This is a genomic window from Streptomyces sp. NPDC001100, from assembly GCF_053598575.1.
On sequence record NZ_JBSFKO010000041.1, the window covers coordinates 1 to 26,766 of the forward strand.

Consider the following 26,766-nt stretch of genomic DNA (forward strand, 5'->3'; position numbering starts at 1 on the left):
CGCCTCCGCGCGGTGGGCCTCTCGACACCGGCGCGCCCCTGCGGCTCCCTCTCGGGCCGGCGCGTGGGGACAGTGGGAGTTGGTGGGCCCTTGCCCGGGGTTACTCCGTGGCGATGGCTCGGAGTAGGTCCAGATGTGCGGCTCGGCGGGCTGGACGGAGGCCTGCGAGTGCCCCTGCTGTCAGGCCTACCAGGGCTACCAGGAGGAGTTGTCGGGGTGGGATCGCGAAGGCGAAGGTGGTGTCGCTTGCGCCGTCCGAGGCCTTGACCAGGACCCAGCCGAGGAAGGCGCCGAGAGTGAGGCCGCCCAGGGTGCCGAAGGCGGCCACCAGGACCGACTCCCAGCGGATCATGGCCCTCAGCTGGCGGCGGGTCTGACCTACGGCCCTCAACAGGCCCAGTTCTCGGGTGCGTTCGTGGATCGCCAGGGTCAGTGTGTTGGCGATGCCGAGCAGGGCGATCAGGACCGCCAGAGCTAGAAGGGCGTAGACGAGGGTCAGCATCATGTCGATGCCGCCTGCCGAGGACTGCGCGTATGAGTGGCGGGTCTGGACCTGTGGGTTGCCGTAGCGCGCTGCGATCTCTTCGACCGCGGTCCTGCCCGTCGCCGTGCTCACGCCTTTCTTGAAGGACACGGCGACCAATGTGTCGGAGTCCTGGGTGCGGTGGGGGGCCCAGGCGGTTCGGGTGATGACGTAGTCTCCGACGAGTTCGGACTGGCCGTAGACCGCGCGGACCGTGAAGGTCTTCTTCTTGCCGTCGGTGAAGGTGAGTTGGGCCTTGCTGCCGGTGGTGAGGTGTTGGCGGTTCGCTTCTGTGCGGGTGATGGCGATGCCGTCGGTGCCCAGGGTGGTCAATGATCCTTGGACCTTGCCCAGGTCGAAGGTGCGGACCAGGCCCGTGGGATCCGTTACCGTCAACGCCCTTCCGCTGCCGTTGACTTCGGCAACTCCTCGGCCCAGGCCCACTGCTGTGTCCACCTCGGGCAACTTGGCTATGGCTCGGGCCAGTTGAGGGCTCAGGCCGCTGCCGCCCGCACCGAAGGAGGGGGTGCTGACCGCCACGTCTCCGGCGAAGGACCGGGACACGGTCTGGTCCATCGTGGCCTTCAGCGAGGCGCCGAAGACCGTGAACAGGGACACCACGGCCACGCCGATCATCAGTGCGCTCGCGGTGGCCGCCGTGCGGCGGGGGTTGCGGAGGGCGTTGCGCCTGGCGAGGCCGCCCGTGATGCCCCGCAGTCGGTCCAGGGGGCTGCCCAGGACGCGTACTGCCGTGGAGGAGGCGACCGGGCCCAGCACGACGAAGGCGGCAAGGGCCAGTACGGCGCCAAGTCCCGCCAGCGGGAGGGACGGTGACACCAGTACGCCTGTGAGGGTGACCGCGATCGCCAGGGCGGCGAGCCCCGTTCCGGTCACCGCGCGGACGCGGGACGCGCCGGACTGGTCGACGGCCGTCTCGCGGAGCGCGGCCAGAGGCGCGGTGCGGCCGGCGCGTACGGCCGGCATGAGTGCGGAGCCGAGGCAGACGACCACGCCGACGGCGAGGGGCAAGACCATGGAAGAGGCCCGGATCACCAAGTCGCCGTCCGGGAAGGGGAATCCGATCGCCGGGAAGAGTGCCTGGAGTCCGGCCGCCGTACCGATGCCGCCAGCGAGACCCGCTGCCGATGCCGTCACCGCGATCGCACTCGCCTCGGTGACCGTGGCCGCGGTGATCTGGCGGCGGGAGGCGCCGATGGCCCGCAACAGGGCGTTCTCGCGGGTGCGTTGGGCGATGACGATGGCGAAGGTGTTGTGGATGGAGAGGGTCGCGACCAGGAGGGCGATGCCGGAGAAGACCAGGAGGAACGTGGTGAACATCGTCAGGAATTGGGAGGAGATCATGTCGGTGTTCTCCTGTGCCGACTCCTGTCCCGTTATCGCCTCAACTCCCTTGGGGAGTATGGGATTCAGGCGGTCGACCAGTTGGTGCTGGCTGATGCCGGGGCCTGCGCGCACGCTGATGCTCGATGCCTCGCCGGGCCTGGCGGTGAGGTACTTCTCGGCGTCGGCCTGGGTCATGCCGGTGAATGTCACCTGGGCCATGCCGTCCTCGCCGGCGAAGGTCGCGAGGCCCACGATCTTCACCTTGACGGGGTTCGGTGTGCGCAGTGTTGTGGTGTCTCCGATCTTCAAGTGACCCTTGTCGGCGGCGCCCCGGTTGACGACGACCTCGCCGGGGGCAGTGGGCGTGCGGCCCTCGGCCAGGCGGTACGGGTTGAGTTTCGGGTCGGTGATCCAGTTGCCGGCGAGGGTGGGCGGACCCTTGCCGCCGATCGGTTCGCCGTTGGCGCCGACCAGTTGGCCCGCGCCCTGGATGCTGGGGGCGGCGGCCGCGACGCCGGGTACCTGGGCGATGGTCTTTGCCAGGGATGTGCTTACTGGTTGCCGCACGCCCTGGCTCTCGCCGGGGGTTGTGATGGCGTCGGCGCTGCGGACCACGGCATCCGTGCCGCTGGTCGCGTCGCCGAACATGGTGTCGAAGCCGGCGCGCAGGGTGTCGCCCATGACGAGGGTTCCGGCGAGAAAGGCGACGCCGAGGAAGACCGCGAGGAACGTACCGGCGAAGCGCCTTTTGTGGGCCCGTAGGGAGGACATGCTCAGGCGTACGGACGCGTTCACGACCTCACCTCGAAGGCCTTGAGGCGGTCCAGCACCTTGTCGGCCGTGGGGGATTCCATACGGTCCACCAGGCGTCCGTCGGCGAAGAAGACGACCTCGTCGGCGTGGGCGGCTGCGACCGGGTCGTGGGTGACCATGACGACCGTGCGGTCCGTCTGGCGTACGGCGCGGCGGAGCAGGCCGAGTACCTCGCCGCCGGAGCGGGAGTCGAGGTTGCCGGTCGGCTCGTCGGCGAAGACGACCTCGGGGCGGCCCGCGAACGCCCTTGCCACGGCGACGCGTTGCTGCTGGCCGCCGGAGAGTTCGGAGGGGCGGTGGTGGAGGCGGTCGCGGAGGCCTACGACGTCGATGAGTTCGTCGATCCAGTCGTGGTCGCCTCCGGCTCCGGACAGGTCGAGGGGGAGGGTGATGTTCTCGGCGACGGTCAGGATCGGGATCAGGTTGAAGGCCTGGAAGACGAAGCCGACGCGGTCGCGGCGGAGGAGGGTCAGGCGCCGGTCGTCGAGCGCGCCGAGTTCGGTGTCGCCGATGTAGGCGGCTCCGGAGGTGAGTGTGTCGAGTCCGGCTGCGCAGTGCATCAGGGTGGATTTGCCTGAGCCCGAGGGGCCCATGATCGCGGTGAAGCGGCCGGTCGGGAAGTCGACGCTCACTCCGTCGAGGGCGCGCACGGCGGTGTCGCCGACGCCGTAGACCTTCACGGCGTCGACGACCCGCGCGGCCGTGCGGGTGGTGGTCGCGGTGGTCATGCCGGGCCGCCTCCCTTGCCGACGCGGCCGAACTGCTCGTCGAGGACGGACAGGCGACGCCAGTACTCGTCCTCGTCGATCTCGCCGGAGGCGAAGCGGCGGCCGAGGACGGCGAGCGGGGAGTCGCCGGTGGGGCGGGGGTCGGGCATCGCGCGCCACGGGCCGCCGCGAGCGCGCCAGGCGCTGCGGCGGAGCACGGTCACCACGCCGACCACCACGGCCGCCCAGATCAGCGGGAAGAACAGGATCCACGGGCCGGGGCCGCCGCCGTTCCAATTCGCGAGAGTCTGCATGTCGATTCATCTCCAAGGAGTCATGAGCCCTCAACGGGCTTCCGGTGATGTATCGAGACTGGCTCCGGGACGGGGGCGGGTCGTCGTACGGCCAGCGGCAGTGTGTGTACCTCCCGGGGAGTAGGTGCGTTCGTTCCGGCTGCTCCTCAAGTCCTCAAGTCCTCGACTTCTGTAACTACTAGTATGTACAGTCAGTGCATGAGCACCCCGGAGCGGTTGATCGAGTCCACCCGCGAGCTGTTGTGGGAGCGCGGGTACGTGGGCACCAGCCCCAAGGCGATCCTGGAGCGCGCGGGCGCCGGGCAGGGCAGCATGTACCACCACTTCAAGGGCAAGCCGGATCTGGCCCTGGCGGCGATCCGGCGGACGGCCGAGGAGCTGCGGGCTACCGCGGCGGGAGTACTCGACGGGCCGGGCACCCCGTACGAGCGGATCGAGGCGTATCTGCGGCGTGAGCGCGATGTGCTGCGCGGGTGTCCGGTCGGGCGACTGACGATGGATCCGGACGTGATCGCCAGCGCCGAACTGCGCGAGCCGGTGGACGAGACCCTGGACTGGATCCGTGAGCGGCTCGCCGGAATCGTCGAAGAGGGCAAGGAGCAGGGGCAGTTCGGGGCGGAGCTGGACGGCGAGGAGATCGCGGCGACGATTCTCGCGACCGTACAGGGCGGGTATGTCCTGGCCCGTGCGTCCGGTTCGCCGGGCGCGTTCGACGCGGGTGTCCGAGGACTGCTCTCCCTTCTCACCCCGCATCGATCCACTCCCTGATTGGAGTCCAGGCAAGTGCAGATCACCAGGAAGCGTCCCGACACGCGGCAGGGTCCGGCGGAGAACTTCACCGGCATCGTGTGGCTCGACGAGCTCGCCGCGCCCGAACCGCCGTCCCGGATACGGATGTTCAGCGTGCACTTCACGCCCGGCGCACACACCGCGTGGCACACCCATCCGCACGGCCAGGTGCTGTACGTGACGGAGGGCGAGGGACTCGTGCAGCGCGAGGGCGGTGCCGTCGAGACGATCCGCGCGGGCGACACCGTGTGGATCGAACCGGGCGAGTGGCACTGGCACGGCGCCGGACCGCGCACGTTCATGACGCATCTCGCCGTCGTCGAGGCCGCCGAGGACGGCACGACCGCCGAGTGGCACGGGCACGTCGACCCCGCGAACTACCCCTCCTGAGGAGGCACTTGATGCACGCCATGCAGTACGAACTCACGCTGCCCGCCGACTACGACATGGGCATCGTGCGGGGCCGGGTGGCGCGGATCGGGCATCTGCTCGACGACTGGGACGGGCTCGGCTTCAAGACGTATCTGCTGCGCGAGCGCGGGGTGCACGGTTCGCCGGTCAACCAGTACGCACCGTTCTATCTGTGGAACACGGTGGAGGGCATGAACCGCTTCCTCTGGGGCGGTGCCTTCCAGGGGCTCACCAACGACTTCGGGCGGCCGGAGGTTCGGCAGTGGACCGGTCTCGCCTACGAGGAGGGCGGCGCCGCGGGCTCCTCCCCCGCCGTCGCCGTGCGCAGCCGGCGGCGGATACCGGAGGGGATGGAACTGGCCGCGGTCATGGAGGACGCGGTCGGTGAGACCCGGCGGCTGGCCGGTGAGGACGGCGCGGTGCTCGCTGCGGCGGCCGTCGACCCGCACCGCTGGGAGCTGGTGCACTTCTCGCTCTGGGAACTCTGGGAACCCTGGGAGCACGACAGGCCGAAGGCGGAGGGGGACGTGTTCCAGGTGCTGCACGTTTCGGAGCCCGGACGGGGCGCGTTGCCGCGCGGTCGGCAGTGGTAGCGGTGAGTTCCGTCGGCTTCGTCCGTACGGTGCTGGGAGATGTGGCCCCCGGGGAGCTGGGTGTGTGCGACGCCCACGACCACCTCTTTCTGCGCAGTCCCCAACTGCCCGGCCAGGAGCTGGAGGACGCCTCCGCAGCGCGGGCCGAGTTGGCCGCGTTCCGTTCGGTGGGCGGTGGCGGTGTCGTGCAGTGGACGCCGTACGGGATGGGGCGGCGGGTCGCCGATCTGCCCTCGCTGTCCCGGGGCACGGGTGTGCACGTGGTGTGCGCGACCGGGCTGCATCAAGCTGCCCATTACAGCCCGGAGTTGCTGAAGAGCCTGCGGCGCGGACTGGCCGAGGTGTTCGTCGCCGAACTAACGGAGGGCATCGGGCCGTCCGGTGTCCGTGCCGGGGTCATCAAGGTGGCGGGCGGCTTCCACGGCCTCGACGCACACGCGCGGTGGACGATGACCGCGGCGGCCGAGGCCCACCGTGCGACGGGCGCGCCGATCGCCGTCCACTTGGAGATGGGTACGGGCGCACTCGACGTACTCGACCTGTTGTGCGGGGAGTTGGGCGTGGAGCCGGGTCGGGTGATACTCGGTCATCTCAACCGCTCCCCCGACCTCGTGGTCCAGCGGCAGGCCGCGGAAACGGGGGCCCACCTCGCGTTCGACGGGCCGTCCCGCGCCCATCACGCCACGGACTGGCGCATGCCGGACGGAGTGCGGGCGCTGGCCGAGGCCGGTTTCGGTGACCGGCTGCTGCTCGGCGGGGACACGGTCGTCGCGGGCGCCCGCTCGGTGGACGGTGGGCCGGGGATGCCGTATCTGCTGCGGCGGGTCGCGCCACGACTCGCGCTGGAACTGGGTGAGGAGTTGGTGGGGCGCATCCTCAGGGAGAACCCCGCGCGGGCTTTCGCCGTCGACTGGCATTGAGCGGAACCCTGGGTACGAGTTCCGCCCCGGCCGCGCTCGACTGCGTCACCGTCGAGAAGGTCGCCAAGCCGGTGAACGCCTACCAGGACGCCCTGCCGTTCCCGACCTCGCGGTGACGGGCGTCTACGCCACGGAGATGTCCACGGACGGCCGCAGTTTGGCCGCGGCGGCCAGTGCCTCGTGCATGGGGTGGGTGTCGAAGGCCGTCAACAGGGCTTCGTTCGGCGGGAGTTCGGACGCCGGGTAGGCGATCTGCTCGCAGGCGGCCTGGAAGCGCGGGCCCCAGCGGCGGGTGCCGAGGCGGGCCGTGCGGGAGCAGTTGTCGACCATGTACGCCACGTCGCGGGCGTGCATGTAGGGCAGCAGGGAGTCGACCGCCTCGATGACGGACTCGTTGACGATCTCGGACCAGGGGTGCCCGCGCTCGGCGAACTCGTCGACCTGGGCGGTCATCGTCGCCACGAACACTCCTGCGGTGAACGCCTCGACGGGCAGGGCGCGTTCGGACCGGTGGGCGCGGACCTCCGCTCCGGCGGCCCACATGGGTGAGCCGCCGATCCCGCTCATCTCCCGTGCGCCGAGCCGCCGTTCGGCGAGGACGACGCTGCGCAGTTCGGTCCCGTCGGCGACCTCGTCGTAGATCTCGGCGACGATCTCGCGGGCGGGGCCGTAGGTCGCCGAGTACGCGCGGTCGAAGATCTCACGTCCGGCCGGGTCCAACTCCTCGCGGACGGCGCGGAGTCCGGCGTGCGAGATCGTGCGCGCGATCGGTCCGGTGACGTTCTCGCAGGAGCGCTCGTACGCGGTCACCGGGTCGTCGCCGGAAAGGCGGTAGCGGGTGTAGAGGCTCTCGACGATGCCGTGGACCGCGCCGAGCAGGATGGCGCGCTCGCCGACGATGTCGGAGCGGTACTCGCTCTCCAGGGTGGTTCGGAAGGTGTACGGCGAGCCGAGCGCGACCGACCAGCCGAGCGCGCGGTCGGTGGCTCTGCCGTCGGGGTCGGCGTGGACGGCGTAACTGCTGTTGATTCCGGCGCCGTTGATCTCGGCGCCCTGTTCGTAGAGGCGGCGCACGGAGTCGCCCATGCCCTTGGGACAGACGGCGATCACGCCGTGTCCGGGCGGGAAGTCGCCTCCGGTGGCCCGGAGATGGCCGAGGAGGAAGCCGTGCGAGAGGCCGATGGTGGCGCCGGGCTTGAGGGCCGCGAAGATCTCCTCGTGGTGGGCGGCGAGCGCTGCGTCCGCGATCAGGAGGATGACGAGGTCGCTGTCGGCGGTGACGGCGAGCCAGTCGCCGAGTGTGCCGTCCTCCTCGGTGAAGCCGTGGGCGCGGGCGTCGGCGGCGGACGCCGAGCCGGGGCGCAGTCCGACGCTCACCCGGATGTCCGTACCGGCGAGGGAGTCGCGCAGGTTGCGGGCCTGGGCGCGGCCCTGTGGGCCCCAGCCGATGACGCCGATGCGGTGGACGCCGGCGAAGGCCTGCGGGAGCAGCGGGAAGAGGTGCCGGCCGCCGCGCAGGATGGTCTCCGTGCCGCCGGGCACGTCCATCGTTTCGAGGGTGAAGACGGCGGAGGTGTGCGTGGTCGAGGTCATGGTCGAGTTGTAGGCTCCGGGCGAGTGTTGCGGCAAGCGCAATCTGTGCAGCGGACTGTTGCGAGAAGTGAAAGGACCTGGTCACGGGATGCGGGACAACCGGCGGGAGCTGCATCTTTTCCTGCATCTGGCGCAGACGCTGAACTTCGGGCGGACGAGTCTCGACTGCCATGTGAGTCCGGCGACGCTGACACGGACCGTGCAGCGGCTGGAGGCCGACCTCGGGCACCGGTTGTTCGACCGTGGGGCGCGCGGGGTGTCGTTGACGGCGGAGGGGCACCGGTTCCGTGAATACGCCGTCCAGGCACTGGAGTTGTGGCGTGCCTACCGCGAGGAGCATCCCGACCCGGCCGAACTCACCGGCCGCCTCGCCCTGTTCGCCACGGTGACCGCCTGCCAGGCCCTGCTGCCCGACCTGTTGGCGCCGTTCCGGGCCGCGCATCCGCAGGTGCGGCTCGATCTGCGAACCGGCGACGCGGCGGCCGCGCTGGCCCGGCTCGACGAGGGTGAGGTGGACGTGGCGGTCGCGGGCATCCCGGCGCGGCTGCCGGAGCCGCTGGTGAGCCGGACGGTCGCGGTGACAGAGCTGGTGCTGGTCACCGCCCGCGACCGTCCCGATCCGGGGCTGGACGGCCCGTTCGTCCTGCCGCACCGGGGTCTGGTCCGGGAGGCGGCCGACCGCTGGTTCCGGGCCCGGGGCACGACACCGGACGTGGTCTGTGAACCGGACGGCCACGAAGGGCTGTTGACGCTGGTCGCGCTGGGCTGCGGGACGGGCGTGGTGCCCCGGCTGGTGCTGGAGTGCAGTGCCGTACGGGAGCGACTGTCGGTGGTCGCGGCGGATCCCGCGCCGGAGCCGCTCCCGATCGGACTGTGCATACGGCGGGCGGACCTGCGCCGCCCGCTGGTGGCGACGCTGTGGAGCCTCACGGCTCCCTGGTAGGACCGGCCGCCGTGCGCGGCTGCTAGTCGAGGTCCACCGGACCGTCGTCCTTCTTGTCGTCCTTCTTCGCCGGGAGTTGGAGCAGGTTCTTGACCTCGTCGCCGGGGCGGCGGCCGTCGTTGTCCGCGTTGCCCAGGTTGCCCCGGACCGAGTCGAGGATCGTGAGGCCCTGGGAGACCAGGCCGGCCGCGATCTCGCCGAGACCGTCCGCGCCGTTGAGGACGTTGACGTTGGCGCCCGCGAGGCCGCCCGCCGCCTCCTTCACGATCTGCGGGAGCTGGTCGATCAGCATGCGGTCGAGCGCGACCCGGTCGTAGGAGGCCGCCGCCTCGGCCTGGATCTTCATACGGTCGGCCTCGGCGATGGCGAGCAGCTTGATCCGCTGGGCCTCGGCCTCGGCCGGCTTGACGATCTCGGCGACGAGCTGCTGCTGGCGCAACTCGGCCTGGCGCTGGGCCAGTTCGGTCTGCGCGGCGAGCACCTCCTGCTGGGCGTGGGCCTGTGCCAGCGGTCCGGCCTGCGCGGCCTGCGCCTGGGCGCGGTCCACCTCGGCCGAGTACTCGGCCTTGACGACGGCGGTCTGCCGGGCGTACTCGGCCTGGTTGCGGGCCGCGACCTGCTGCGCCTCGGCGGAGGCCTGCGTGGCCTGCGCCTGGGCGATCTGGGCCTGGCGCTGGATGGCCGCCTTGTGCGGGGCGGACATCGCCTCGATGTAGCCGGTGTCGCCGTCGTCGATCGACTGGATCTGCAGCGAGTCCACGATCAGGCCGATCTTGGCCATCTCGATCTTCGAGGTGTCCAGGACCTCGGCGGCGAGCTTCTGCCGCTCGGTGACGATCTCCTCGACGGTCATCGAGCCGATGATGGACCGCAGGTGACCGGCGAAGATCCGGCCGGTCAGGACCGACATCTGGTCCTGGTCGGACAGGAAGCGCTGGCCCGCGTTGATGATGCTCTCGGTGTCGTTGCCGACCTTGAAGGCAATCACGGCGCGGACGTTCAGGGCGATGCCCTGCCGGGTCACGCAGGTCTCGGTGACCTCCGCCTCGCACATCGCCAGGGTGAGGAAACGGGTCTTGCGGAAAACCGGGAGCACGAACTTTCCGTGCCCCGTCACGACTCGGAACGGCGCGCCCCCCAGTCCCCGCCTGCCACCCGAGATCAGCATCGCCTCATCGGGAGCGGGAACGCGGTAACCGAACATTGGTACTCCTCACTCTGCGCCGGCGGGGTCCCCGCCCAGCGCGTCCAATGGATCCACCCATTCGATGACGTGGACCTCACGACCCCCACGCGACTCGATCACGAGCACGGTCGCCCCCGTGGGCAGAGGATCGTCAGACCAGGCGAGGAAGGTCTCGGAGCCGCCGCGGACGCGTACCAGGATCTCGCCGGGGCCCGCGTTTCCACGCGTCCCGATGATCACCTGCCCCGTGCATCCGATCACGGGCTCATCCTGCGGCATCACCGGCCGCCTCCATCCTCTGGCCTTAGGTTTCCGACGATAGACCTACTCTGCCCCGGCTCCCAACGGGCTCGTCAATTCCTTCCGTCACGTGCCGTCCGCGCGGTCAGGAAAGGGCCGCCAGCGGATCGTCGAGCACGGGCTGCCACGCCAACTCCGCGGCGCCCACCAGGCTGTTGTGGTCGAGGGTGCAGGCGAGGATCGGCACGCCCCCGCTCTGCCCCCACAGGCTGCGGTCGGCGACGACCGCGCGCAGCCGGTCCGGGTCGGCGTCCAGGAGGGTGCGGTGCAGTCCGCCGAGGATGATCCGGTCGGGATTGAGGATGTTCACCAGCCCGGCGAGCCCCAGCCCGAGCCGGTCGATGAGGGTTTCGGCAGCCCGCCGTACGGACGGGTCGTCGTAGTGCCGGCGGATCAGGTCGTTGGACTCCTGGAGCAGGGACACCTCGGGGCCCGGCTCACGGCCGGCGGCCGTGAGGAAGGCGAGCGGGTCGGCCTCGACGTCGAGACAGCCGCGGCTGCCGCAGTAGCAGGGGCGGCCCTCGGGGTTGACGGTGAGGTGTCCGACTTCGAGCGCGAGCCCCGAACTCCCCGTGTGCAGACGCCCGTCGAGGACCAGCGCACCGCCCACACCCCGGTGCCCGGTCGCCACGCACAGCAGGTCGCGGGCGCCCCGGCCCGCGCCGTGCCGGTGTTCGGCGAGCGCGGCGAGGTTGACGTCGTTGCCCGCGAACGCCGGTCCGGCGAGACCGGCCGCGCGCACGCACTCGGCGAAGATCCGCCGCACGGGCGCGCCCGCGGGCCAGGCGAGGTGGAGGGGGTTCAGTGCCAGTCCGTCGGGTTCGGCGACGGCGGACGGTACGGCGAGTCCGGCGCCCACGCAGCGGCGGCCCGTCTCGCGCAGCAGATCCGCGCCGGCCTGGACGACCGAGCCGAGCACCTTCGCCGGGTCTGCGTCGACGGCCTCGCAGCCGGGGGCTGTCGCCACGATCCGGCCGCCGAGGCCGACCAGCGCGGCGCGGAAGCCGTCGGCGTGCACCTGCGCCGCGAGCACGACGGGGCCGTCCTCGGCGAGCGCGAGCCGGTGCGAGGGGCGGCCCTGCGAACCGGCTGCCGCGCCGGGCCTCGCGTCGACCCTGATCAGGCCCAGTGCCTCCAGTTCGGCGGCGACCGCGCCGGCCGTGGCCCGGGTCACGCCCAGTTCTGCGGTGAGTACGGCGCGGGTGGGGGCGCGGCCGGTGTGCACGAGTTCCAGCGCGGGGCCGAGGGCTCCGCGTCCTCGGTCCAGCCGCGCTCTTGAGGTTGTCCCTTCGCCGCTCATGAGGGGGAGTCTCCCATGATCCGTATCGAGAGCCAGTGGGGGTTGTGGTCATAGTGGCGGCCGGTGGGGGCTGGTCGCGCCCACGCGGCGGAGCCGCATATCGATACAGCCCCGCGCCCCTTCAGATCTTGCCCCCGTCTTGGAAGCCACTGACCCTCAGCGTCACGTTGAGTCTCCCCCTGAGCCCCAGCTCCCCCGGCGCCGTGCCCTCGTACACCCTCGGCACCCCGTGGTAGGCCAGCCGCGACGGGCCGCCGAACACGAACAGGTCCCCACTCCGCAACTCGACGTCCGTGTAAGGCTTCGTACGGGTGTCGGTGTTGCCGAAGCGGAAGACGCAGGTGTCGCCGAGGCTGAGGGAGACGACCGGTGCGTCGGACTTCTCGTCGCTGTCGCGGTGCATGCCCATGCGGGCGTCGGCGTCGTAGAAATTGATCAGCGCGATGTCGTACGGGGCGGTCGGCGTCCCGAGTGCGTCGGCGACCGCCCGCCGGCCCAGTTCGTCCAGCCAGGCCGGGAACGGCTTCACGGGGGTGCCGTCGCCGTCGGTCGTCTCGCGGGAGTAGGCGTACGGGTACCAGTGCCAGCCCAGGCACACCTGGCGGGCGGTCATCGTGCCGCCGCCGGGGGTGTGGACCGTGCGCAGGCCGGCCGGCGGGCGGGCCCACTCTCGGCAGGCCGCCAGGAGGTCGCGCTGGCGGGCCGGGTCGAGCCAGTCCGGCACGTGCACCGCGCCCGGCGCGATCTCCGTGCGGGCGCGGGGAAACAGCTCGGCGTCCATGTGATCCATCCTGCCCCGACCGGCCGTGAGCTGGTACTCGGTTAGCCTTGGCGCACGATGGACGACCATATCGACCGCATGACGACTCCGTGGGGCGACCGCGCCCTGGCCCGCTTCCCAGAGGACCCGCGCGACCGGCTGCGCGCCTGGGACGCCTCCGACGAGTACCTGCTGCGACATCTCGCGGCGCAGGACACCCCGCTGTCCGGCACGGTCGTGATCGTGGGCGACCGCTGGGGCGCCCTGGCCACGGCGCTCGCGCAGTACGGCCCGGTGCAGATCACGGACTCGTTCCTCACCCAGGAGGCGACCAGGGCGAACCTCGCCCGCAACGAGGTCGCCCCGGATGCCGTACGGCTGCTCACCACCCAGGACCCGCCGCCCGAGCGCGTCGACGTGCTGCTGGTCCGGGTGCCGAAGAGTCTCGCGCTGCTGGAGGACCAGTTGCTGCGGCTGGCGCCCGCGGTGCACGCCGGCACGGTCGTCGTGGGCACCGGCATGGTGAAGGAGATCCACACCTCGACGCTGAAGCTGTTCGAGCGGATCCTCGGCCCGACCCGGACCTCGCTGGCCGAGAAGAAGGCCCGGCTGATCCACTGCACGCCCCGGTCGTCGGGAACGCGTGCCACCAATCCGTGGCCGCACAGCTACGCCCTGCCCGACGGCATCGGTGTCGTATCCGGGCACACCGTGGTCAATCACGCGGGCGTGTTCTGCGCCGAGCGCCTCGACATCGGCACCCGGTTCCTTCTTCAGCATCTGCCCTCAAGCCGCGGGCGGCGCCGGGTCGTCGACCTCGGGTGCGGGAACGGTGTCGTCGGTACGGCGGTGTCGCTGGCGGATCCGGAGGCCGAAGTCCTGTTCGTGGACGAGTCGTTCCAGGCCGTGGCGTCGGCGGAGGCCACGTACAAGGCCAACGGGGTGCCGGGGCATGCCGAGTTCAGGGTCGGGGACGGGCTGACCGGGGTCCCGGCCGAGAGTGTGGACCTCGTGCTGAACAATCCGCCGTTCCACTCGCACCAGGCGACGACCGACGCGACGGCCTGGCGGATGTTCTCCGACGCGCGACGCGCGCTGCGCCAGGGCGGTGAGCTCCACGTGATCGGCAACCGGCATCTCGCCTATCACGTGAAGCTGAAGCGGTTGTTCGGCAACAGCCAACTCGTCGCCAGCGACCCGAAGTTCGTGGTGCTGAAGGCCGTCAAGCGGTAGCCGGACCGAATGTGGCGAGCACGCCGATGATGCGGGTCACCGCCCCGGCCATCGCCTCCCGGCCCACGCTCAGGTACTTGCGGGAGTCGACCGCCTCCGGATGCTCGGCGAGGTAGGCGCGGATCGCGCCGGTCATCGCGAGGTTGAGGGCCGTACCCACATTGACCTTGGTGATGCCGCCCGCGACGGCCGCGATCAGCTCGTCGTCGGGGACTCCCGAGGAGCCGTGCAGGACGAGGGGGACCTCCAGGGTGGCGGCGAGCCGCTTGAGGAGGTCGTGGTCGAGGGTGGCCGTACGGGTGGTCATGGCGTGGGAGCTGCCGATGGCGACGGCGAGGGCGTCCACGCCGGAGTCGGTGACGAAGGCGCGGGCCTGGGCGGGGTCGGTGCGGGCGCCGGGTGCGTGGGCGTCGAGCGGGGGCTCGCCGTTCTTGCCGCCGACCTCTCCCAACTCGGCCTCGATCCACAGCCCTTGGGCGTGTGCCCAGTCGGCGGCGGCGCGGGTCGCGGCGAGGTTGTCGGCGTAGGGCAGACGGGCCGCGTCGTACATGACGGAGCTGAATCCGGCGCCGGGTGCCTGGCGCAGCAGGTCGTCGCTCCGGACGTGGTCGAGGTGCAACGCGACGGGTACGGCGGCCCGTTCGGCGGCGGCTACGGCCGCGCGCGCGAGCGGGAGAAGGCGGCCGTAGCGGAACTTGACGGCGTTCTCGCTGACTTGGAGGACGACGGGCGCCTCGGCGGTCTCGGCACCCGCGACGACGGCCTCGATGTGTTCCAGCGTGATGATGTTGAAGGCGGCCACGGCGGAGCGGGACTCGGCGGCGCGGGTGACGAGTTCGCCGGTGGTGACGAGGGGCACGGCTTCTCCTGTCCTTTCAGGGGGCGAGGATCACCGAGCGGGTGAGGTGGCGCGGGCGGTCGGGGTCGAGGTCGCGGTGTGCGGCGACGGCGACGGCGAGGCGCTGGGCGCGGACGAGTTCGGCGAGCGGGTCGAGGCCGCCGTCGATCCACAAGCCGCCGGTGGCGCGCACCTGTTGGGCGAGTCCCTCGGGTGCCTCGCCGAGCATCCAGGTGGCGGTGCCGTGGGTGGTGATGCTGATCGGACCGTGCCGGTACTCCATCGCCGGGTAGGCCTCGGTCCAGGACAGTGAGGCCTCTCGCATCTTCAGGCCTGCCTCGTTGGCGAGCCCGACCGTCCAGCCGCGGCCGAGGAAGGTGAACTGGGTGCAGGCGACGAGCTGTTGGGGCAGTTCGGCGGCGAGTGCGGTGCGGGCGTCGGCTACGGGGGTGTCGGTGTGCAGGCCGAGGTGGGCGCGGAGCAGGGTGACCGCGGTGGTCGCGAACCGGGTCTGCACGACGGAGCGTTCGTCGGCGAAGTCGAGCACGACGATCTCGTCGGCGGCCGCCATGACGGGCGTGTGCGGGTCGGCGGTGATCGCGGTGGTGCGGATGCGGCCCTTCAACTGCCCCAGGAGTTCCAGTACTTCGGTGGTCGTGCCGGAGCGGGTGAGGGCCAGGACCCGGTCGTACGGGCGGCCGTGCGGGAACTCGGAGGCGGCGAAGGCGTCGGTCTCTCCCTGGCCCGCCCCTTCGCGCAGTGCGGCGACGGCCTGTGCCATGAAGTACGAGGTGCCGCAGCCGACGATCGCGACCCGCTCCCCCGGCGCCGGCAGCACCCCTCGAAACCCGGGCGCCTCCGACGCGGCGCGTATCCAGCACTCGGGCTGGCTCTTCAGCTCGTCCTCGACATGGGTCATGCCGTACCCCTCCCCGCCAATGCTTGTTCTTGCAAGATATAGCCATCTTTCGAGCACAATCAAGCATTCCGGCGGGGATGGTGTGCGCTAGGGTCGCCGGAGAATCGAGGAACGGAGAGTGCGGATGTCGCGCGACGCCCGCTGGAAGGCGCTGCTGGAGCTGCTCGTGGAACGCGGGCGGCTCGACGTCGAGGAGGCCGCCGCCGACCTCGCGGTGTCGGCCGCCACGATCCGCCGTGACTTCGACCAACTCGCCGAGCAGCAGATGCTGGTGCGCACCCGGGGCGGCGCCGTGGTGCACGGGGTGTCGTACGAACTGCCGTTGCGCTACAAGACCGCCCGGCACGCCTCCGAGAAGCAGCGCATCGCCAAGGCGGTCGCCGAACTCGTCGCGCCGGGCGAGGCGGTGGGTCTGACCGGCGGTACGACGACCACGGAGGTGGCCCGCGCCCTGGCCGTGCGCGGCGACCTCACATCCGGAGCCCCCGGAAGCTCCGGATCGGCCGCACTGACCATCGTGACGAACGCGCTCAACATCGCCAACGAGCTCGCCGTACGGCCCCAGTTCAAGATCGTGCTGACCGGTGGGGTCGCGCGCCCACAGTCGTACGAACTCGTCGGGCCGCTCGCGGGCGGGGTGCTCTCGCAGATCACCGTGGATGTGGCGGTGCTCGGTGTGGTGGCCTTCGACGTGACGCACGGTGCGGCGGCGCACGACGAGGCGGAGGCCGCGATCAACCGGCTGCTGTGCGAGCGCGCCGGGCGTGTCATTGTCGCGGCCGACTCCAGCAAGCTCGGGCAGCGGGCCTTCGCCCGGATCTGTTCGGCCGAGTCGGTGGACACGCTGGTGACGGACTCGGCGGTGGAGCACAACATGGCAAGGCGGTTCGAGGAGGCGGGGGTTCGGGTCGTAGCGGTGTGAACCCGCTTCGGCGGAGCCGGAGTTGCGGGACGCCGGACTTCGACGTCCCGCACCGGCCGTGCAGTTGACAATGCGTCAGCCGAACACCTTCACGGCCTGGTAGTACGTCCACGCCGTGCTGTCGCAGGCGGTCGCGGTGGCCCCGCCGTACGCGGCGCAGACGCGCTTGAGGTCCTCGTAGAAGGCGCTGTCGAGCCGCGATTTGTTGGCGTCGAAGCCGCCTGCGGCCTTGTAGTTGCGGTAGCCGAAGTCGTGGCGGGCGCAGGATGCGGCGAAGGGGAAGCCGAAGGGGTTGTCGGGCGAGTCGGAGCAGTAGTCGGTGGACCAGTCGAACTCGTAGGCGGACCAGGCGGTTTGGTTGGCGCGGGCGGCGGCCCAGAGGTTGTAGCTCGACGCGCTGGTCTGGGTCCAACCGGAGAGGACCTGGGGCTTGTCGGCGGGTACGGCGGTGGCGGCTGTCGCGGTGGCGACGACGGCGACCAGGGCCAGGGTCGAGGCGGCGAGACCGGTGGCGAGTCTGCGGTGCATCCAACACCTCCATGAGACCGCGATCCGCCCATCGGATCGCAGGTTCATGACAAAATGATTTCCGGCTCGACCCCGCCTTCACACCGCATGTGCCCCAATGACCCGTCAACTCTCGGATGTGCCAGGAGATCGGGACATGAACCCCATGGGAGACACCGGCGGCGGGGCTCGGGCGACCCGGTTCCGGGGCAGTGAAACCGTCGTGAAACCGCGCTGAATGCGGCCTGCCGCACGCTCTGCGGCATGACGACAACGACATCGCACGCACTCGGCATCGCGGCCAAGGGGCTGCGCAAGGCCTACGGGGACAAGACGGTCCTCGACGGCATCGACCTCTCGGTACCGGCCGGCACGGTTTTCGCTCTGCTCGGTCCGAACGGCGCCGGCAAGACCACCGCCGTCAAGATCCTCTCCACCCTCATCGCCGCCGACGCCGGCGAACTGCGCGTCGGCGGCCACGACCTGGCCGTGGACCCGCAGGCCGTACGGGCCGCGATCGGCGTCACCGGGCAGTTCTCCGCCGTCGACGGACTGATCACCGGCGAGGAGAACATGCTGCTCATGGCCGATCTGCACCACCTGCCGCGGAAGGAGGGACGCCGGGTGGCCGCCGAACTGCTGGCCCGCTTCGACCTCACCGAGGCGGCGAAGAAGCCCGCCTCCACCTACTCCGGCGGCATGAAGCGGCGTCTCGACATCGCGATGACGCTGGTCGGCAGCCCGCGGATCATCTTCCTCGACGAGCCGACCACCGGTCTCGACCCGCGCTCCCGGCACACCATGTGGGGCATCATCCGCACGCTGGTCGCCGACGGGGTCACCGTCTTCCTCACCACCCAGTACCTGGACGAGGCCGACGAACTCGCCGACCGCATCGCGGTGTTGAACGACGGCAGGATCGCCGCCGAGGGCAGCGCCGAGGAACTGAAGCGGCTCGTCCCCGGCGGACACGTCCGGCTCCGCTTCACCGACCCGGTCGCCTACCAGTCCGCGGCCACCGCCCTGCGCGAGGTCACCCGCGACGACGAGGCGCTGTCACTCCAGATCCCCAGCGACGGCAGCCAACGCGAACTGCGCGCCGTCCTCGACTGGTTGGACGCCGCCGGCATCGAGGCCGACGAGCTGACCGTGCACACCCCCGACCTCGACGACGTGTTCTTCGCCCTCACCGGCGACAGCAAGATCCCCCACCAGGCCAAGGAGAACGTCCGATGAGCACCCTCGCCCTCGCCGTCCGCGACTCGTCCACGATGCTCCGCCGCAACCTGCTGCACGTCCGGCGCTACCCGTCGATGACCCTGAACCTGCTGCTCACCCCGATCATGCTGCTGCTCCTCTTCGTCTACGTCTTCGGCAACGTGATGAGCGCGGGCATCGGCGGCGGCGGTGCCGACCGCTCCGACTACATCGCCTATCTCGTCCCGGGCCTCCTGGTGATGACGATCGGCAGCACGGTCATCGGCGCCGCGGTCTCCGTCTCCATGGACATGAGCGAAGGGCTCATGGCCCGCTTCCGCACGATGGCGGTCTACCGCGGCTCCGTCCTCATCGGGCACGTCGTCGGCAGTGTGCTGCAGGTCCTCGCCAGTCTGGTCCTCGTCGGCGCCGTCGCGGTGGCGATCGGCTTCCGTTCCACGGACGCCACCGTCCTGGAGTGGCTGGCGGCCTTCGGACTGCTCGCGCTGTTCGCCCTGGCGCTCACCTGGATCGCGGTCGGGATGGGCATGGCCAGCCCCAACCCCGAGGCGGCCAGCAACATGGCGACCCCGCTGATCCTCCTGCCGCTCATCTCCAGCGCCTTCACCCCGGCCGACACGATGCCGGGCTGGTTCCAGCCGATCGCCGAGTACCAGCCCTTCACCCCGGCCATCGAGACCCTGCGCGGTCTGCTGCTGGGCACCGGGATCGGCAACAACGGGTGGATCGCGCTCGCCTGGTGCGTCGGCCTCACCGTGCTCGGCTACCGCTGGTCGACGGCACAGTTCAACCGCGACCCGAAGTAACCGCGATGGCAGCGCGGGCCGCCTCCCGCAACTCGTCCCGCTCCAGGGCGGCGTACTCCGACACCGCGTCGGCGTACGCCGCCCCGTCGGCGTCCTCGGCCGCCCGGCGGGCACGCTCCGCCGACATGGTCGGCTGGAAGTCGCGCAGCACCCGCAGCCGTTCGGCGAGCGCGATCAGCCGTACGGCGGAGGCGTCGCCGGAGACGATCCCGGCCATACCGAGGGCGTGCAACCCCGTCCCGAACACGGGGAGTTCCATGGGCGAGCGGGCCGGTCCCGCGAGCAGGGCGCGCAGCCGCCGCAGCAGCCGGTCGACCACGTCCGTGACGAGCCCGAGCCGGTCGGCGTGCGCGTGTGCCGTCACCGCCGCCGACTGGACCTGCAGCAGCCACCGGTCGTAGAAGGGGTCGTCGCTCCCCGTCGAACCGGCCTCGGAGATCGCCTCCACGTTGCGGCGCCACACACCGAGTCCGACCTCCGTCAGCCCGCGGGCGAGCGCGATCTCGGCACGGCCGCCGAAGTCGGGGCTGTAGACGTCGTCCTTGTGCGCGGGGTTGCGCTCCTCCGCCTGCCGCAGCCAGTACTCGGCCTCGTCGGGCTCGCCGCGCTGCAGACAGGCGAGGACGAGACCCCAGCGGACGCCGATGGAGTCGTGCTCGTCACCGAGGCGCGGCAACGCGGCGAGCGCCGCCCTGAGACTCTCGTACGCGGCCTCGCCCTGCTCCGTCTGCAGGCACAGCTCGCTCAGCCGGGCGTGCCCGAGGACCTGGAGGAAGGGGTGGTCTACCGGTGCCAGTGCCGTGATGCTGCGCCGCGCGGAGGCGAGCGAGCGGTCGATGTCGTGCTCGTACTCCCAGACGTAGGTGGCGACGCACTCGGCGATACCGGCGAGCAACGGCCGCTCGCTGGCGCAGAGTTCGCGCAGCACGCCGTAGTCCGGGGGCAGCATCTCGGGGACCGCGCCCAGCACGGCCGAGATGGCGCGCAGCAGGGTGTCCGGCGGGGCCGGGGGCAGCCGCCGGAGGGTGACGAGCTGGCGTACGACCTGTGGGCCGTAGCCCATGAACAGGCTCGCCGTGCACAACACCGCGGCGGCGCGGGCGACTTCGACGTACTCGGGCTCGGGGTGGTAGTGCGACAACGGCGGCCCGGTGTCCGCGGCGAGCGCGGTGAGGCGGGGGTAGCTGGAACCCGTCGACCACAGGGCGGCGAGGACCGCGGTGAGGGCGGCGATGGTGGGACAGTCCGTACGGGCCAGGGCGTAGCGCAGGGCCAGTACGAGGTTGTCCTGCTCGCCCCTGATCCGCTCCCAGGCGGCCCGCGGCTCCGAGCCGAAGAACCAGTCGTGGTACGCGACCCCGAAGTCCCGCGCCCAGAGCAGGAATTGGTCTACGGCGGCCTCGTCCTCGCCCGCCTCGGTGCGCCGGGCCGCGCTGAACTCCCGCACGGTCTCCAGCATTCGGAACCGTACGCCCGCCGGGGTGTCGGCGACGGTGAGCAGGGACTGGTCCGCCAGTTGCTCCAGGAGGAACAGCGGGTCCTCGCCGAGGACTTGTTCCGCCGCCTCGGCGAGGAAGCCGCCGGGGAAGACGGAGAGGGTGCGCAGCGCGGCGCGGGCGTCCTCCGCGAGGAGGTTCCAGCTCCACTCCACGACCGCGTGCAGGGTGCGGTGCCGTTCGGGTGCGTCCCGTGCGCCGCCGCGCAGCAGGGCGAACCGGTCGCCGAGGCGCCGGGCGATGTCCGGCACCGAGAGGACCCGCACTCTCGCCGCGGCCAGCTCCACGGCGAGCGGCAGCCCGTCGAGGTGGCGGCACAGTTCGGTCACCGCGTCCGACGGCAGCTCCACACCGGGCCGGGCGGCGCGCGCCCGCTGGGTGAACAGTTCGACGGAGGTGGCGAGACCCAGCTCCGGGAGCGCGTACACCGCCTCCGAGGTCAGGCCCAGCGGGGCGCGGCTGGTGGCGAGGACCCGCAGGTCCTTGGAGGACGAGACGAGCGCCTGGACGAGGTCGGAGGCGCCGCGGACGATCTGCTCGCAGTTGTCGAGGACCAGCAGCGCGGGCCCGCCGCCGAGGACGCCGAGGACGGCGGTCACCGGGTCGCCGGCGGCGGGTCCGCTCATGCCGCCCGCGCCGAGCGCGGCGGCCACCTCGGCGGCCACGTCGGCGTCGGCCGTGACACCGGCGAGCGGCACGAAGTACACGACGCGCTGTTCGGCCCGGCGGCTGACGGCGTGCGCGAGGCGGGTCTTGCCCAGGCCGCCGGGGCCGACGACGGTGACGGCGCGCGAAGTGTGCAGCGCCCGCTCGACGGCCGCGATGTCCTCGTCGCGGCCGAGGAGGGGGTTGGGTTCGTGCGGCACGCCGTGTCGGACCACGGGTGCCTCGCCACGCAGCAACTCCTCGTGCACGGCCTTGAGTCCGGCGCCGGGGTCCGTGCCGAGGTCGTCGCGGAGTTCCCTGCGGTACGCCTCGTAGCGCATCAGTGCGGCGGACGGGCCCGCCGACGCGGCCTCGCCGCGCAGGAGTTCGGCGAGCACCTCCTCGTCGCGGGGATGCTCCGCGGCGGCCGCGGCGAGCGGGCCGGCCGCCTCCGCGTGCCGGCCCAGGCGGGCGAGCGCGAGCGCACGCGCGCGGACGAGCGTGCTGTGGACGGGGGCGCGCTCGGCGCGCAGTACGGCCACCGGGTCGGCGCTGTCGGGGTCGCCGTCGGGAGTGCCCTCCCACAGGGCGAGTCCGGCCTCGGCGGCGGCCAGCGCTCCCGCGTGGTCCCCGGCCCTGGACCGGTCGGCGCTGACCGTGGCGTGCAGCAGCAGGGCGGAGCTGTCGACCTGGTCCTCGGTGAGGGCGAGCCGGTAGCCGGTCGGGGTGCTGGCGATGACGTCGGCGCCCAGCTGGGAACGGGCCCGGGACACCAGGACCTGGACCGCCTTGCCCGGCCGTTCCGGCAGCTCGTCCGGCCACAGCCCCGCCACCAGCCGCTCGGTGCTGCAGCCGGTGCGCAGGTCGCCCGCGAGCAGCGCGAGGAGTCCGCGCAGCCGGGGCGCGGTGACTTCCTGTCCGCGGTGGGCGACGCGGGGCAGCAGGGTCAGATCGGTGGTCACCCGTGCAGGTTAACCAAGGTCGGGGCGTTGCGGCTCCCGCGGTCCGAACGCCCGTGTCGGCAGCGGCAGTTCGCGTTACCGGGTGGGTGTGAGGGGCAGGTCGTCCGTGAAGGCGTTGACGGGTTGGGCGATGCGCCGGGTGCCGTGGACGTCGAGGGCCGCCGCCGCGGACTTCGTGCCGAGGGCGCCCTGGGTGTGCCAGGTTCCGGTGACGGCCAGCCAGGTGTTGGCGGGCGGGGCGGGGGTGCCGTACATCCGGATCTTGACGGTCTGGGCGTCCGCCGCGCAGCAGGTGAAGATGATCCGGGTCAGGTCCCAAGTACCGCCCTGTCCCGGTGTCACGAAGCCGGTCATCTCGACCGTACGGCCCTGGATGGCGCGTTCCTTGTCCTGCTGGACCCGGGTGGTGAAGTCCGTGAGGGTCATCGGGAGGGGGGAGGTCGCGGGGAGTGCGGCGAACCCCTTCTGCTGTTTGACGGTCTCGCTGCCGGCGTGCGCGGCCGTGTAGGCGCCGAGGGCGGGCGGGGCGTAGAGGAGGAGGCTGAGCGCGGGGAGGAAGAGCAGCCAGGCGATGCGGGGTGCGGTGGAGTGGTCGTGCCCGTGGGCGTGGTCGTGGTCCTCCTTCTCGCCGGTGTCGTGGTCGAACGCAGCGTGGGCCAGGCCGAGGAGCAGGAGGAGAACCCCGGAGACGATCAGGAGCGGGCGCAGGCCCTCCTTGACGTAGCGCAGGTAGAGGTCGGTGAAGAGGGCGGTGTGCAGCAGGCCCAGGCCGGTCAGGATCAGGAGCGTGATCTGTGCGGTGCGCTTCACAGCAGGGCGCCTCCGATCAGGACGCTGGCGGCCACGGCGACGACGGTGGTCGCGGTGGAGAAGCGGACCGCGAACGCGCGGCCGAAGGTGCCGGCCTGGAGGGCGATCAGCTTCAGGTCCACCATGGGGCCGACGACCATGAAGGCCAGCCGGGCGGTGGGTGAGAAGCCGGTGAGTGAGGCCGCCACGAAGGCGTCGGCCTCGGAGCAGACCGCGAGGACGACGGCGAGCACGGCGAGGAACAGCACGGACAGCCAGGGCGAGCCGGAGAAGGTGTCGAGGACGGAGCGCGGGACGGTCACGTTGAAGGTGGCCGCGGCCATGGCGCCCAGGACGAGGAAGCCGCCCGCGTGCAGGAAGTCGTGCTGGAAGCCGAGCCGGAACTCGGTGAAGCGGCTGTGTCCGTGCCGGTGTCCGGTGTGCCGGACGACGGGGCGCAGCCATTCCGTGCGGCCGAGCCAGAGCCAGAGCCAGCCCATGACGGCGGCGGTGACGAGCGAGGCGAGCAGCCGGGCCAGCACCATGGCGGGGCTGCCGGGGAAGGCGACGGCGGTGGCGGTCAGCACGATCGGGTTGATCGCGGGCGCCGAGAGGAGGAACGCGAAGGCTGCGGCGGGGGTGACGCCCCGGCGGATCAGGCTGTTGGCGACCGGCACGGAGGCACATTCGCAGCCCGGCAGGACGGCTCCGGCGAGTCCGGCCACGGGGACCGCGAGCACGGCACGCCTGGGCAGCACCTTGGTGAACAGGTCGGCCGGCACGAAGGCGTTGATCGCCCCGGACAGGGCTGTGCCGAGGAGGAGGAAGGGGAGCGCCTGCACCGTGATGGCCAGGCAGACGGTGCGCCAGGCGGCCACGGCGGGGCCGTTCAGCCACGGTGTGCCCGACAGCAGGAGCGCGGCGATCGCCAGACCGAGGGCGGTGAGCGCCACCGTCGCGGGCGGAGGTCTGCGCGGGACGCGGCGGCGCCGTCGCTCGGGTGGGTGGACGGTGGCCGGGACCATCGCCTCCGTCACATCAAGCAGCTCATCCGTTTTTTGCATATTTGCTCCGAATGTCTGATGTTGCGACAGAACATAGTACGGTTCTCGCGTGATCAGCCCACTGTCCGTCACGATCGTCCGCGCGTGTCTGCGCGAGGGCGCCGGCGGAAGCCCCACCACGGTGTTGGACGAGGTGCCGTTGAGCGACGACGAGCGGCGTCGGGTGCCGGTCCGCGCGGGGACTTCGCACGCCGTCTTCGTCTCGGCACGCGGGTCCGAGGTGTCGCTGCGCTTCTTCACCGCCGAGGGCGAACTGCCCGCGTGCGGCCACGGTACGGTCGCCGCCCTGGCCTACCTCGCGGACCGTGCCCGGGGCGCGGGGTACCGGGGCATGCTGCACACCGCGGGGCGTTCGTTCGCCGGCCGGGCGGTACGGGAGGGGACTCGGTTCCGTGCCGCCTTCGAGCCGGGTCCCGTCGAGCTGCGTCAGCCGACCCCGGACGAGTGCGCGCACGTCCTGCCCCCTTTGGGCGTCACCCAGGACACGCTCGTTCGAGGCGCCCGCGTGGCCTCGGTCGGGCGGGCGCGCCTGCTCGTGCCGGTCGCCTCGCGCGCCGAACTCGCCGCGCTGGCACCGGACTTCGAGCGGCTCCGCGCGGCCTGCGACCGGTTCGGGCTGCTCGGCTGCTACGTCTACTCGGTGCCGGAGCCCTCCGGTCGGATCGCGGCCCGCATGTTCGCGCCGTCGATCGGCGTCCCGGAGGACATCGCGAACGCCAACAGCACCGCGTGCCTCGCCGCCGACCTGGCCGAACAGGGCGTCACCGAGATCGCCGTCGACATGGGCGACTCCCTGGGCAGCCCGGCCACGATCACCGCGAGCGCCCGACCCGTGCTGCGGCTGGGCGGCGTCGCGGAAGTCGCCGGTGCCGTGCGGGACACGGCCTAGCGGGCCCGGACCCGCTCCAGTACGTCGCGGATCAGGTCGGCGCTGATGGTGAAGTGGCCGCGGGCGATCTCCTCGGCGCGCTCGGGCTCGCCCGCCGCGATGGCCTCGTACAGGGCCTTGTGGTCCTCGCCGCCCTGGTGGAAGTGGGCCTGTTCGCCCCTGCCCCAGGGTTCGACGGGGAAGCCGAGGCTGATGCGGGCCAGCAGGTCCTGGCTGAGCATGACGATCTGGGGGTTGCCCGTGGCGGCGCGGACGGCCTGGTGGAAGGCGCTGTCCGCGGTGTGCGCGTCGCGCGGGGTGCTCGCGGTGAGGTAGGCGGACAGGGCGTCCTTCATGGGGTCGAGGTCCTTGGAGCCCCGGCGTCGGGCGGCCGTCGCGGCGACCATGCCCTCGACCAGGCCGCGCAGGTCGAAGAGTTGCTCGAACTCCTCCCAGCGGGGCAGCAGGGTGTGCCGGACGGCGGCGGCCGTCGACTCGGTCCAGCTGTCGCGGACGTAGGTGCCGCCGTTGCGGCCTCGGCGGATCTCGACGACGCCGACGGCCTGGAGGCGGGCGACCGCCTCGCGCACCGTGGGGCGGCTGACCCGGAGCAGACCGGTGAGTTCGCGCTCGGCGGGCAGCCGTTCGCCCGGCAGGAAGTCGCCGACGGCGATCGCGGTGAGCAGCCGGTCGGACACCTCGTCGACCGCCGAGGCGACCCGGACCGGGCGCAGCGCCGAGGACGGGGAGCCGCCGAGGAGGACACGGTCGAGGACGCGTGAGAACTCGTCCCCGGCCTCGGATGCCTCAGGTACGGATGTCAGCTGTCCTCCCCCTTCAATGCCGTTGCTGTAAACGCGGGCGGGCCACGTGAACTCGTCGTTACGTCTTGCCCAGTCCCCGCTAAAAGGTCTTGTGCACTGACCTTTTACCCAATCACTATCGCAGCCATCCGTCACATCCTTTTCGTTTCAGCCAGAGGCCAGGCCCGGAATACGGCCTGGCGGACGGCCCTCCTGGGAGGCCCTCGCGTGGCGATTCCCGAACCGAATCACACCGGCACCGTCGACTTCAACGGCCATTCGACCTGGTACCGGATCACCGGCACACCCGGCAGGACACCCCTGGTCGTCCTGCACGGCGGACCCGGCGCCGGTCACAACTACACGCTCAGCATCGCGGGCATCGCCGAGCAGGGACGCCAAGTGGTGCACTACGACCAGCTCGGCACCGGGCTGTCCACCCATCTGCCCGACGAGGGCGCCGACTTCTGGACCGTCCAGCTCTTCCTCGACGAACTCGACAATCTGCTCAAGGAGTTGGGCATCGCCGATGCCTATCACCTCCTCGGACAGTCCTGGGGCGGCATGCTCGCAGCCGAGCACGCGGTACGCCGGCCGGCCGGGCTGCACGGCCTGGTCATCGCCAACTCCCCCGCGTCCATGGAGCTGTGGCTCGCCGCGGCGGCCGAACTGCGCGGCCAGCTGCCGCCGGAGGTCCAGCGCACCCTGCTCGCCCACGAGGCGGCCGGGACCACCGACCACCCCGACTACCTCGCCGCCGAGCAGGTCTTCAACGAGCGGCATGTGTGCCGCCTGACCCCCAACCCGCCCGAGGTACAGGCGACTTGGGAGAACATCGCGGCCGACCCGACCGTGTACCACACAATGAACGGGCCGAACGAGTTCCATGTCGTCGGCACCATGAAGGACTGGTCCGTGATCGACCGGCTGCATCTCATCGAGGCGCCGACCCTGCTGGTGTCCGGCCGGTACGACGAGGCGACTCCCGAGACGCTGCGCCCGTTCGCCGACCACATCCCCGACGTGCGCTGGCACATGTTCGAGCACTCCAGCCACATGCCGCACGTCGAGGAGGAAGAGCTCTACCTCCGGGTCGTGGGCACCTTCCTCGACTCCACCGACTGAGCCTTCGGCCTCTCCCCCGGCCCGCCCTGGCCACCCCGGCCGCACCCGGCCACACCCGGCCACCCAACAGCCGTT

The 26,766-nt window shown here is 71.5% G+C and carries 26 protein-coding genes; 11 read left to right on the forward strand and 15 right to left on the reverse strand.

Features of this window, described 5'->3' with window-relative positions; all coding sequences use genetic code 11:
- Positions 1 to 100 precede the first annotated feature (100 nt).
- From ACWDEW_RS40015 to ACWDEW_RS40025, 3 genes are read right to left on the reverse strand one after another with little or no spacing between them, the layout of a single operon-like run.
- The gene (locus ACWDEW_RS40015; RefSeq protein ID WP_450519920.1) at positions 101 to 2,662 is read right to left on the reverse strand and encodes an ABC transporter permease; all 2,562 of its coding nucleotides are present in this window, start codon (positions 2,660 to 2,662) and stop codon (positions 101 to 103) included.
- On the reverse strand, positions 2,659 to 3,408 hold the full coding sequence (locus tag ACWDEW_RS40020; protein WP_450519922.1) for an ABC transporter ATP-binding protein: 750 nt from the start codon (positions 3,406 to 3,408) through the stop codon (positions 2,659 to 2,661). The genes ACWDEW_RS40015 and ACWDEW_RS40020 overlap by 4 nt, the downstream gene beginning before the upstream one ends.
- Positions 3,405 to 3,701: an SHOCT domain-containing protein gene (locus ACWDEW_RS40025; RefSeq protein ID WP_450519924.1), complete on the reverse strand. Its 297-nt coding sequence runs from the start codon at positions 3,699 to 3,701 to the stop codon at positions 3,405 to 3,407. The genes ACWDEW_RS40020 and ACWDEW_RS40025 overlap by 4 nt, the downstream gene beginning before the upstream one ends.
- Before the next feature lie 198 nt (positions 3,702 to 3,899).
- On the opposite strand from ACWDEW_RS40025, the gene ACWDEW_RS40030 reads away from it, so the two are divergent.
- Genes ACWDEW_RS40030 through ACWDEW_RS40045 form a run of 4 tightly spaced genes read left to right on the forward strand, consistent with a single transcriptional unit; the run spans position 3,900 to position 6,414 of the window.
- Entirely contained in the window at positions 3,900 to 4,469 is a 570-nt protein-coding gene (locus ACWDEW_RS40030; protein ID WP_450519926.1) for a TetR/AcrR family transcriptional regulator, read from the forward strand.
- 15 nt (positions 4,470 to 4,484) lie between these two features.
- Positions 4,485 to 4,880 carry a (R)-mandelonitrile lyase gene (locus tag ACWDEW_RS40035; protein ID WP_450519928.1) on the forward strand — a complete coding sequence of 132 codons (396 nt, stop codon included), beginning with the start codon at positions 4,485 to 4,487 and terminating at the stop codon, positions 4,878 to 4,880.
- A gap of 11 nt (positions 4,881 to 4,891) precedes the next feature.
- Positions 4,892 to 5,494, forward strand: coding sequence for a DUF4865 family protein (locus tag ACWDEW_RS40040; protein ID WP_450519930.1), 603 nt, complete (start codon positions 4,892 to 4,894; stop codon positions 5,492 to 5,494).
- Complete coding sequence (locus ACWDEW_RS40045) at positions 5,488 to 6,414, forward strand: phosphotriesterase family protein (RefSeq protein ID WP_450519932.1); 927 nt, start codon at positions 5,488 to 5,490, stop codon at positions 6,412 to 6,414. The genes ACWDEW_RS40040 and ACWDEW_RS40045 overlap by 7 nt, the downstream gene beginning before the upstream one ends.
- A 123-nt stretch (positions 6,415 to 6,537) precedes the next feature.
- Here ACWDEW_RS40045 and ACWDEW_RS40050 read toward each other — a convergent pair whose 3' ends face one another.
- Positions 6,538 to 8,007 (reverse strand): ketol-acid reductoisomerase, encoded by a 1,470-nt coding sequence (locus tag ACWDEW_RS40050; protein WP_450519934.1) that lies wholly within the window; start codon positions 8,005 to 8,007, stop codon positions 6,538 to 6,540.
- Positions 8,008 to 8,095: 88 nt separating this feature from the next.
- Here ACWDEW_RS40050 and ilvY point away from each other — a divergent pair, with 88 nt between their 5' ends.
- Positions 8,096 to 8,950, forward strand: coding sequence for an HTH-type transcriptional activator IlvY (ilvY, locus tag ACWDEW_RS40055; protein WP_450519935.1), 855 nt, complete (start codon positions 8,096 to 8,098; stop codon positions 8,948 to 8,950).
- Positions 8,951 to 8,972: 22 nt separating this feature from the next.
- On the opposite strand, the gene ACWDEW_RS40060 is transcribed toward ilvY, so the two are convergent.
- The 4 genes from ACWDEW_RS40060 to ACWDEW_RS40075 all read right to left on the reverse strand — a co-directional run bounded on the left by ACWDEW_RS40060 (position 8,973) and on the right by ACWDEW_RS40075 (position 12,517).
- Complete coding sequence (locus ACWDEW_RS40060; protein WP_093630662.1) at positions 8,973 to 10,154, reverse strand: SPFH domain-containing protein; 1,182 nt, start codon at positions 10,152 to 10,154, stop codon at positions 8,973 to 8,975.
- A gap of 9 nt (positions 10,155 to 10,163) precedes the next feature.
- Positions 10,164 to 10,415, reverse strand: a complete 252-nt coding sequence (locus ACWDEW_RS40065) for a hypothetical protein (protein WP_026178689.1) — start codon at positions 10,413 to 10,415, stop codon at positions 10,164 to 10,166.
- A 106-nt stretch (positions 10,416 to 10,521) separates the two neighbouring features.
- Positions 10,522 to 11,736, reverse strand: coding sequence for an ROK family protein (locus ACWDEW_RS40070; protein ID WP_450519938.1), 1,215 nt, complete (start codon positions 11,734 to 11,736; stop codon positions 10,522 to 10,524).
- 121 nt (positions 11,737 to 11,857) lie between these two features.
- Positions 11,858 to 12,517, reverse strand: a complete 660-nt coding sequence (locus tag ACWDEW_RS40075) for an alpha-ketoglutarate-dependent dioxygenase AlkB family protein (protein WP_450519939.1) — start codon at positions 12,515 to 12,517, stop codon at positions 11,858 to 11,860.
- A 78-nt stretch (positions 12,518 to 12,595) separates the two neighbouring features.
- Here ACWDEW_RS40075 and ACWDEW_RS40080 point away from each other — a divergent pair, with 78 nt between their 5' ends.
- Positions 12,596 to 13,729: a methyltransferase gene (locus ACWDEW_RS40080; protein WP_450520061.1), complete on the forward strand. Its 1,134-nt coding sequence runs from the start codon at positions 12,596 to 12,598 to the stop codon at positions 13,727 to 13,729.
- On the opposite strand, the gene ACWDEW_RS40085 is transcribed toward ACWDEW_RS40080, so the two are convergent.
- Both ACWDEW_RS40085 and ACWDEW_RS40090 read right to left on the reverse strand, forming a co-directional pair.
- Positions 13,719 to 14,588: a class II fructose-bisphosphate aldolase gene (locus ACWDEW_RS40085; RefSeq protein WP_450519940.1), complete on the reverse strand. Its 870-nt coding sequence runs from the start codon at positions 14,586 to 14,588 to the stop codon at positions 13,719 to 13,721. The two genes, ACWDEW_RS40080 and ACWDEW_RS40085, sit on opposite strands and share 11 nt — an antisense overlap.
- 16 nt (positions 14,589 to 14,604) lie before the next feature.
- Positions 14,605 to 15,486 (reverse strand): SIS domain-containing protein, encoded by an 882-nt coding sequence (locus ACWDEW_RS40090; protein WP_450519942.1) that lies wholly within the window; start codon positions 15,484 to 15,486, stop codon positions 14,605 to 14,607.
- 124 nt (positions 15,487 to 15,610) lie between these two features.
- On the opposite strand from ACWDEW_RS40090, the gene ACWDEW_RS40095 reads away from it, so the two are divergent.
- Positions 15,611 to 16,408, forward strand: a complete 798-nt coding sequence (locus ACWDEW_RS40095) for a DeoR/GlpR family DNA-binding transcription regulator (protein WP_450519944.1) — start codon at positions 15,611 to 15,613, stop codon at positions 16,406 to 16,408.
- A gap of 75 nt (positions 16,409 to 16,483) precedes the next feature.
- Here ACWDEW_RS40095 and ACWDEW_RS40100 read toward each other — a convergent pair whose 3' ends face one another.
- The gene (locus ACWDEW_RS40100) at positions 16,484 to 16,936 is read right to left on the reverse strand and encodes a phospholipase (RefSeq protein WP_450519945.1); all 453 of its coding nucleotides are present in this window, start codon (positions 16,934 to 16,936) and stop codon (positions 16,484 to 16,486) included.
- A gap of 243 nt (positions 16,937 to 17,179) precedes the next feature.
- Here ACWDEW_RS40100 and ACWDEW_RS40105 point away from each other — a divergent pair, with 243 nt between their 5' ends.
- The gene (locus ACWDEW_RS40105; protein ID WP_450519947.1) at positions 17,180 to 18,151 is read left to right on the forward strand and encodes an ATP-binding cassette domain-containing protein; all 972 of its coding nucleotides are present in this window, start codon (positions 17,180 to 17,182) and stop codon (positions 18,149 to 18,151) included.
- Positions 18,148 to 18,939, forward strand: a complete 792-nt coding sequence (locus tag ACWDEW_RS40110; protein WP_450519949.1) for an ABC transporter permease — start codon at positions 18,148 to 18,150, stop codon at positions 18,937 to 18,939. The genes ACWDEW_RS40105 and ACWDEW_RS40110 overlap by 4 nt, the downstream gene beginning before the upstream one ends.
- On the opposite strand, the gene ACWDEW_RS40115 is transcribed toward ACWDEW_RS40110, so the two are convergent.
- The 3 genes from ACWDEW_RS40115 to ACWDEW_RS40125 form a co-directional block, all read right to left on the reverse strand.
- On the reverse strand, positions 18,920 to 22,042 hold the full coding sequence (locus tag ACWDEW_RS40115; RefSeq protein ID WP_450519951.1) for an ATP-binding protein: 3,123 nt from the start codon (positions 22,040 to 22,042) through the stop codon (positions 18,920 to 18,922). The two genes, ACWDEW_RS40110 and ACWDEW_RS40115, sit on opposite strands and share 20 nt — an antisense overlap.
- A gap of 75 nt (positions 22,043 to 22,117) precedes the next feature.
- Positions 22,118 to 22,852, reverse strand: coding sequence for a TIGR03943 family putative permease subunit (locus ACWDEW_RS40120; protein ID WP_450519953.1), 735 nt, complete (start codon positions 22,850 to 22,852; stop codon positions 22,118 to 22,120).
- Complete coding sequence (locus ACWDEW_RS40125; RefSeq protein WP_450519955.1) at positions 22,849 to 23,895, reverse strand: permease; 1,047 nt, start codon at positions 23,893 to 23,895, stop codon at positions 22,849 to 22,851. The genes ACWDEW_RS40120 and ACWDEW_RS40125 overlap by 4 nt, the downstream gene beginning before the upstream one ends.
- Positions 23,896 to 23,944: 49 nt before the next feature.
- On the opposite strand from ACWDEW_RS40125, the gene ACWDEW_RS40130 reads away from it, so the two are divergent.
- Positions 23,945 to 24,784 (forward strand): PhzF family phenazine biosynthesis protein, encoded by an 840-nt coding sequence (locus tag ACWDEW_RS40130; RefSeq protein WP_450519957.1) that lies wholly within the window; start codon positions 23,945 to 23,947, stop codon positions 24,782 to 24,784.
- Here the strand turns inward: ACWDEW_RS40130 and ACWDEW_RS40135 are convergent.
- The gene (locus ACWDEW_RS40135) at positions 24,781 to 25,461 is read right to left on the reverse strand and encodes a FadR/GntR family transcriptional regulator (protein WP_307783032.1); all 681 of its coding nucleotides are present in this window, start codon (positions 25,459 to 25,461) and stop codon (positions 24,781 to 24,783) included. The two genes, ACWDEW_RS40130 and ACWDEW_RS40135, sit on opposite strands and share 4 nt — an antisense overlap.
- A gap of 333 nt (positions 25,462 to 25,794) precedes the next feature.
- Between ACWDEW_RS40135 and ACWDEW_RS40140 the strand changes: the two genes are divergently transcribed.
- Positions 25,795 to 26,691, forward strand: coding sequence for a proline iminopeptidase-family hydrolase (locus ACWDEW_RS40140; RefSeq protein WP_450519959.1), 897 nt, complete (start codon positions 25,795 to 25,797; stop codon positions 26,689 to 26,691).
- Positions 26,692 to 26,766: the final 75 nt, after the last annotated feature.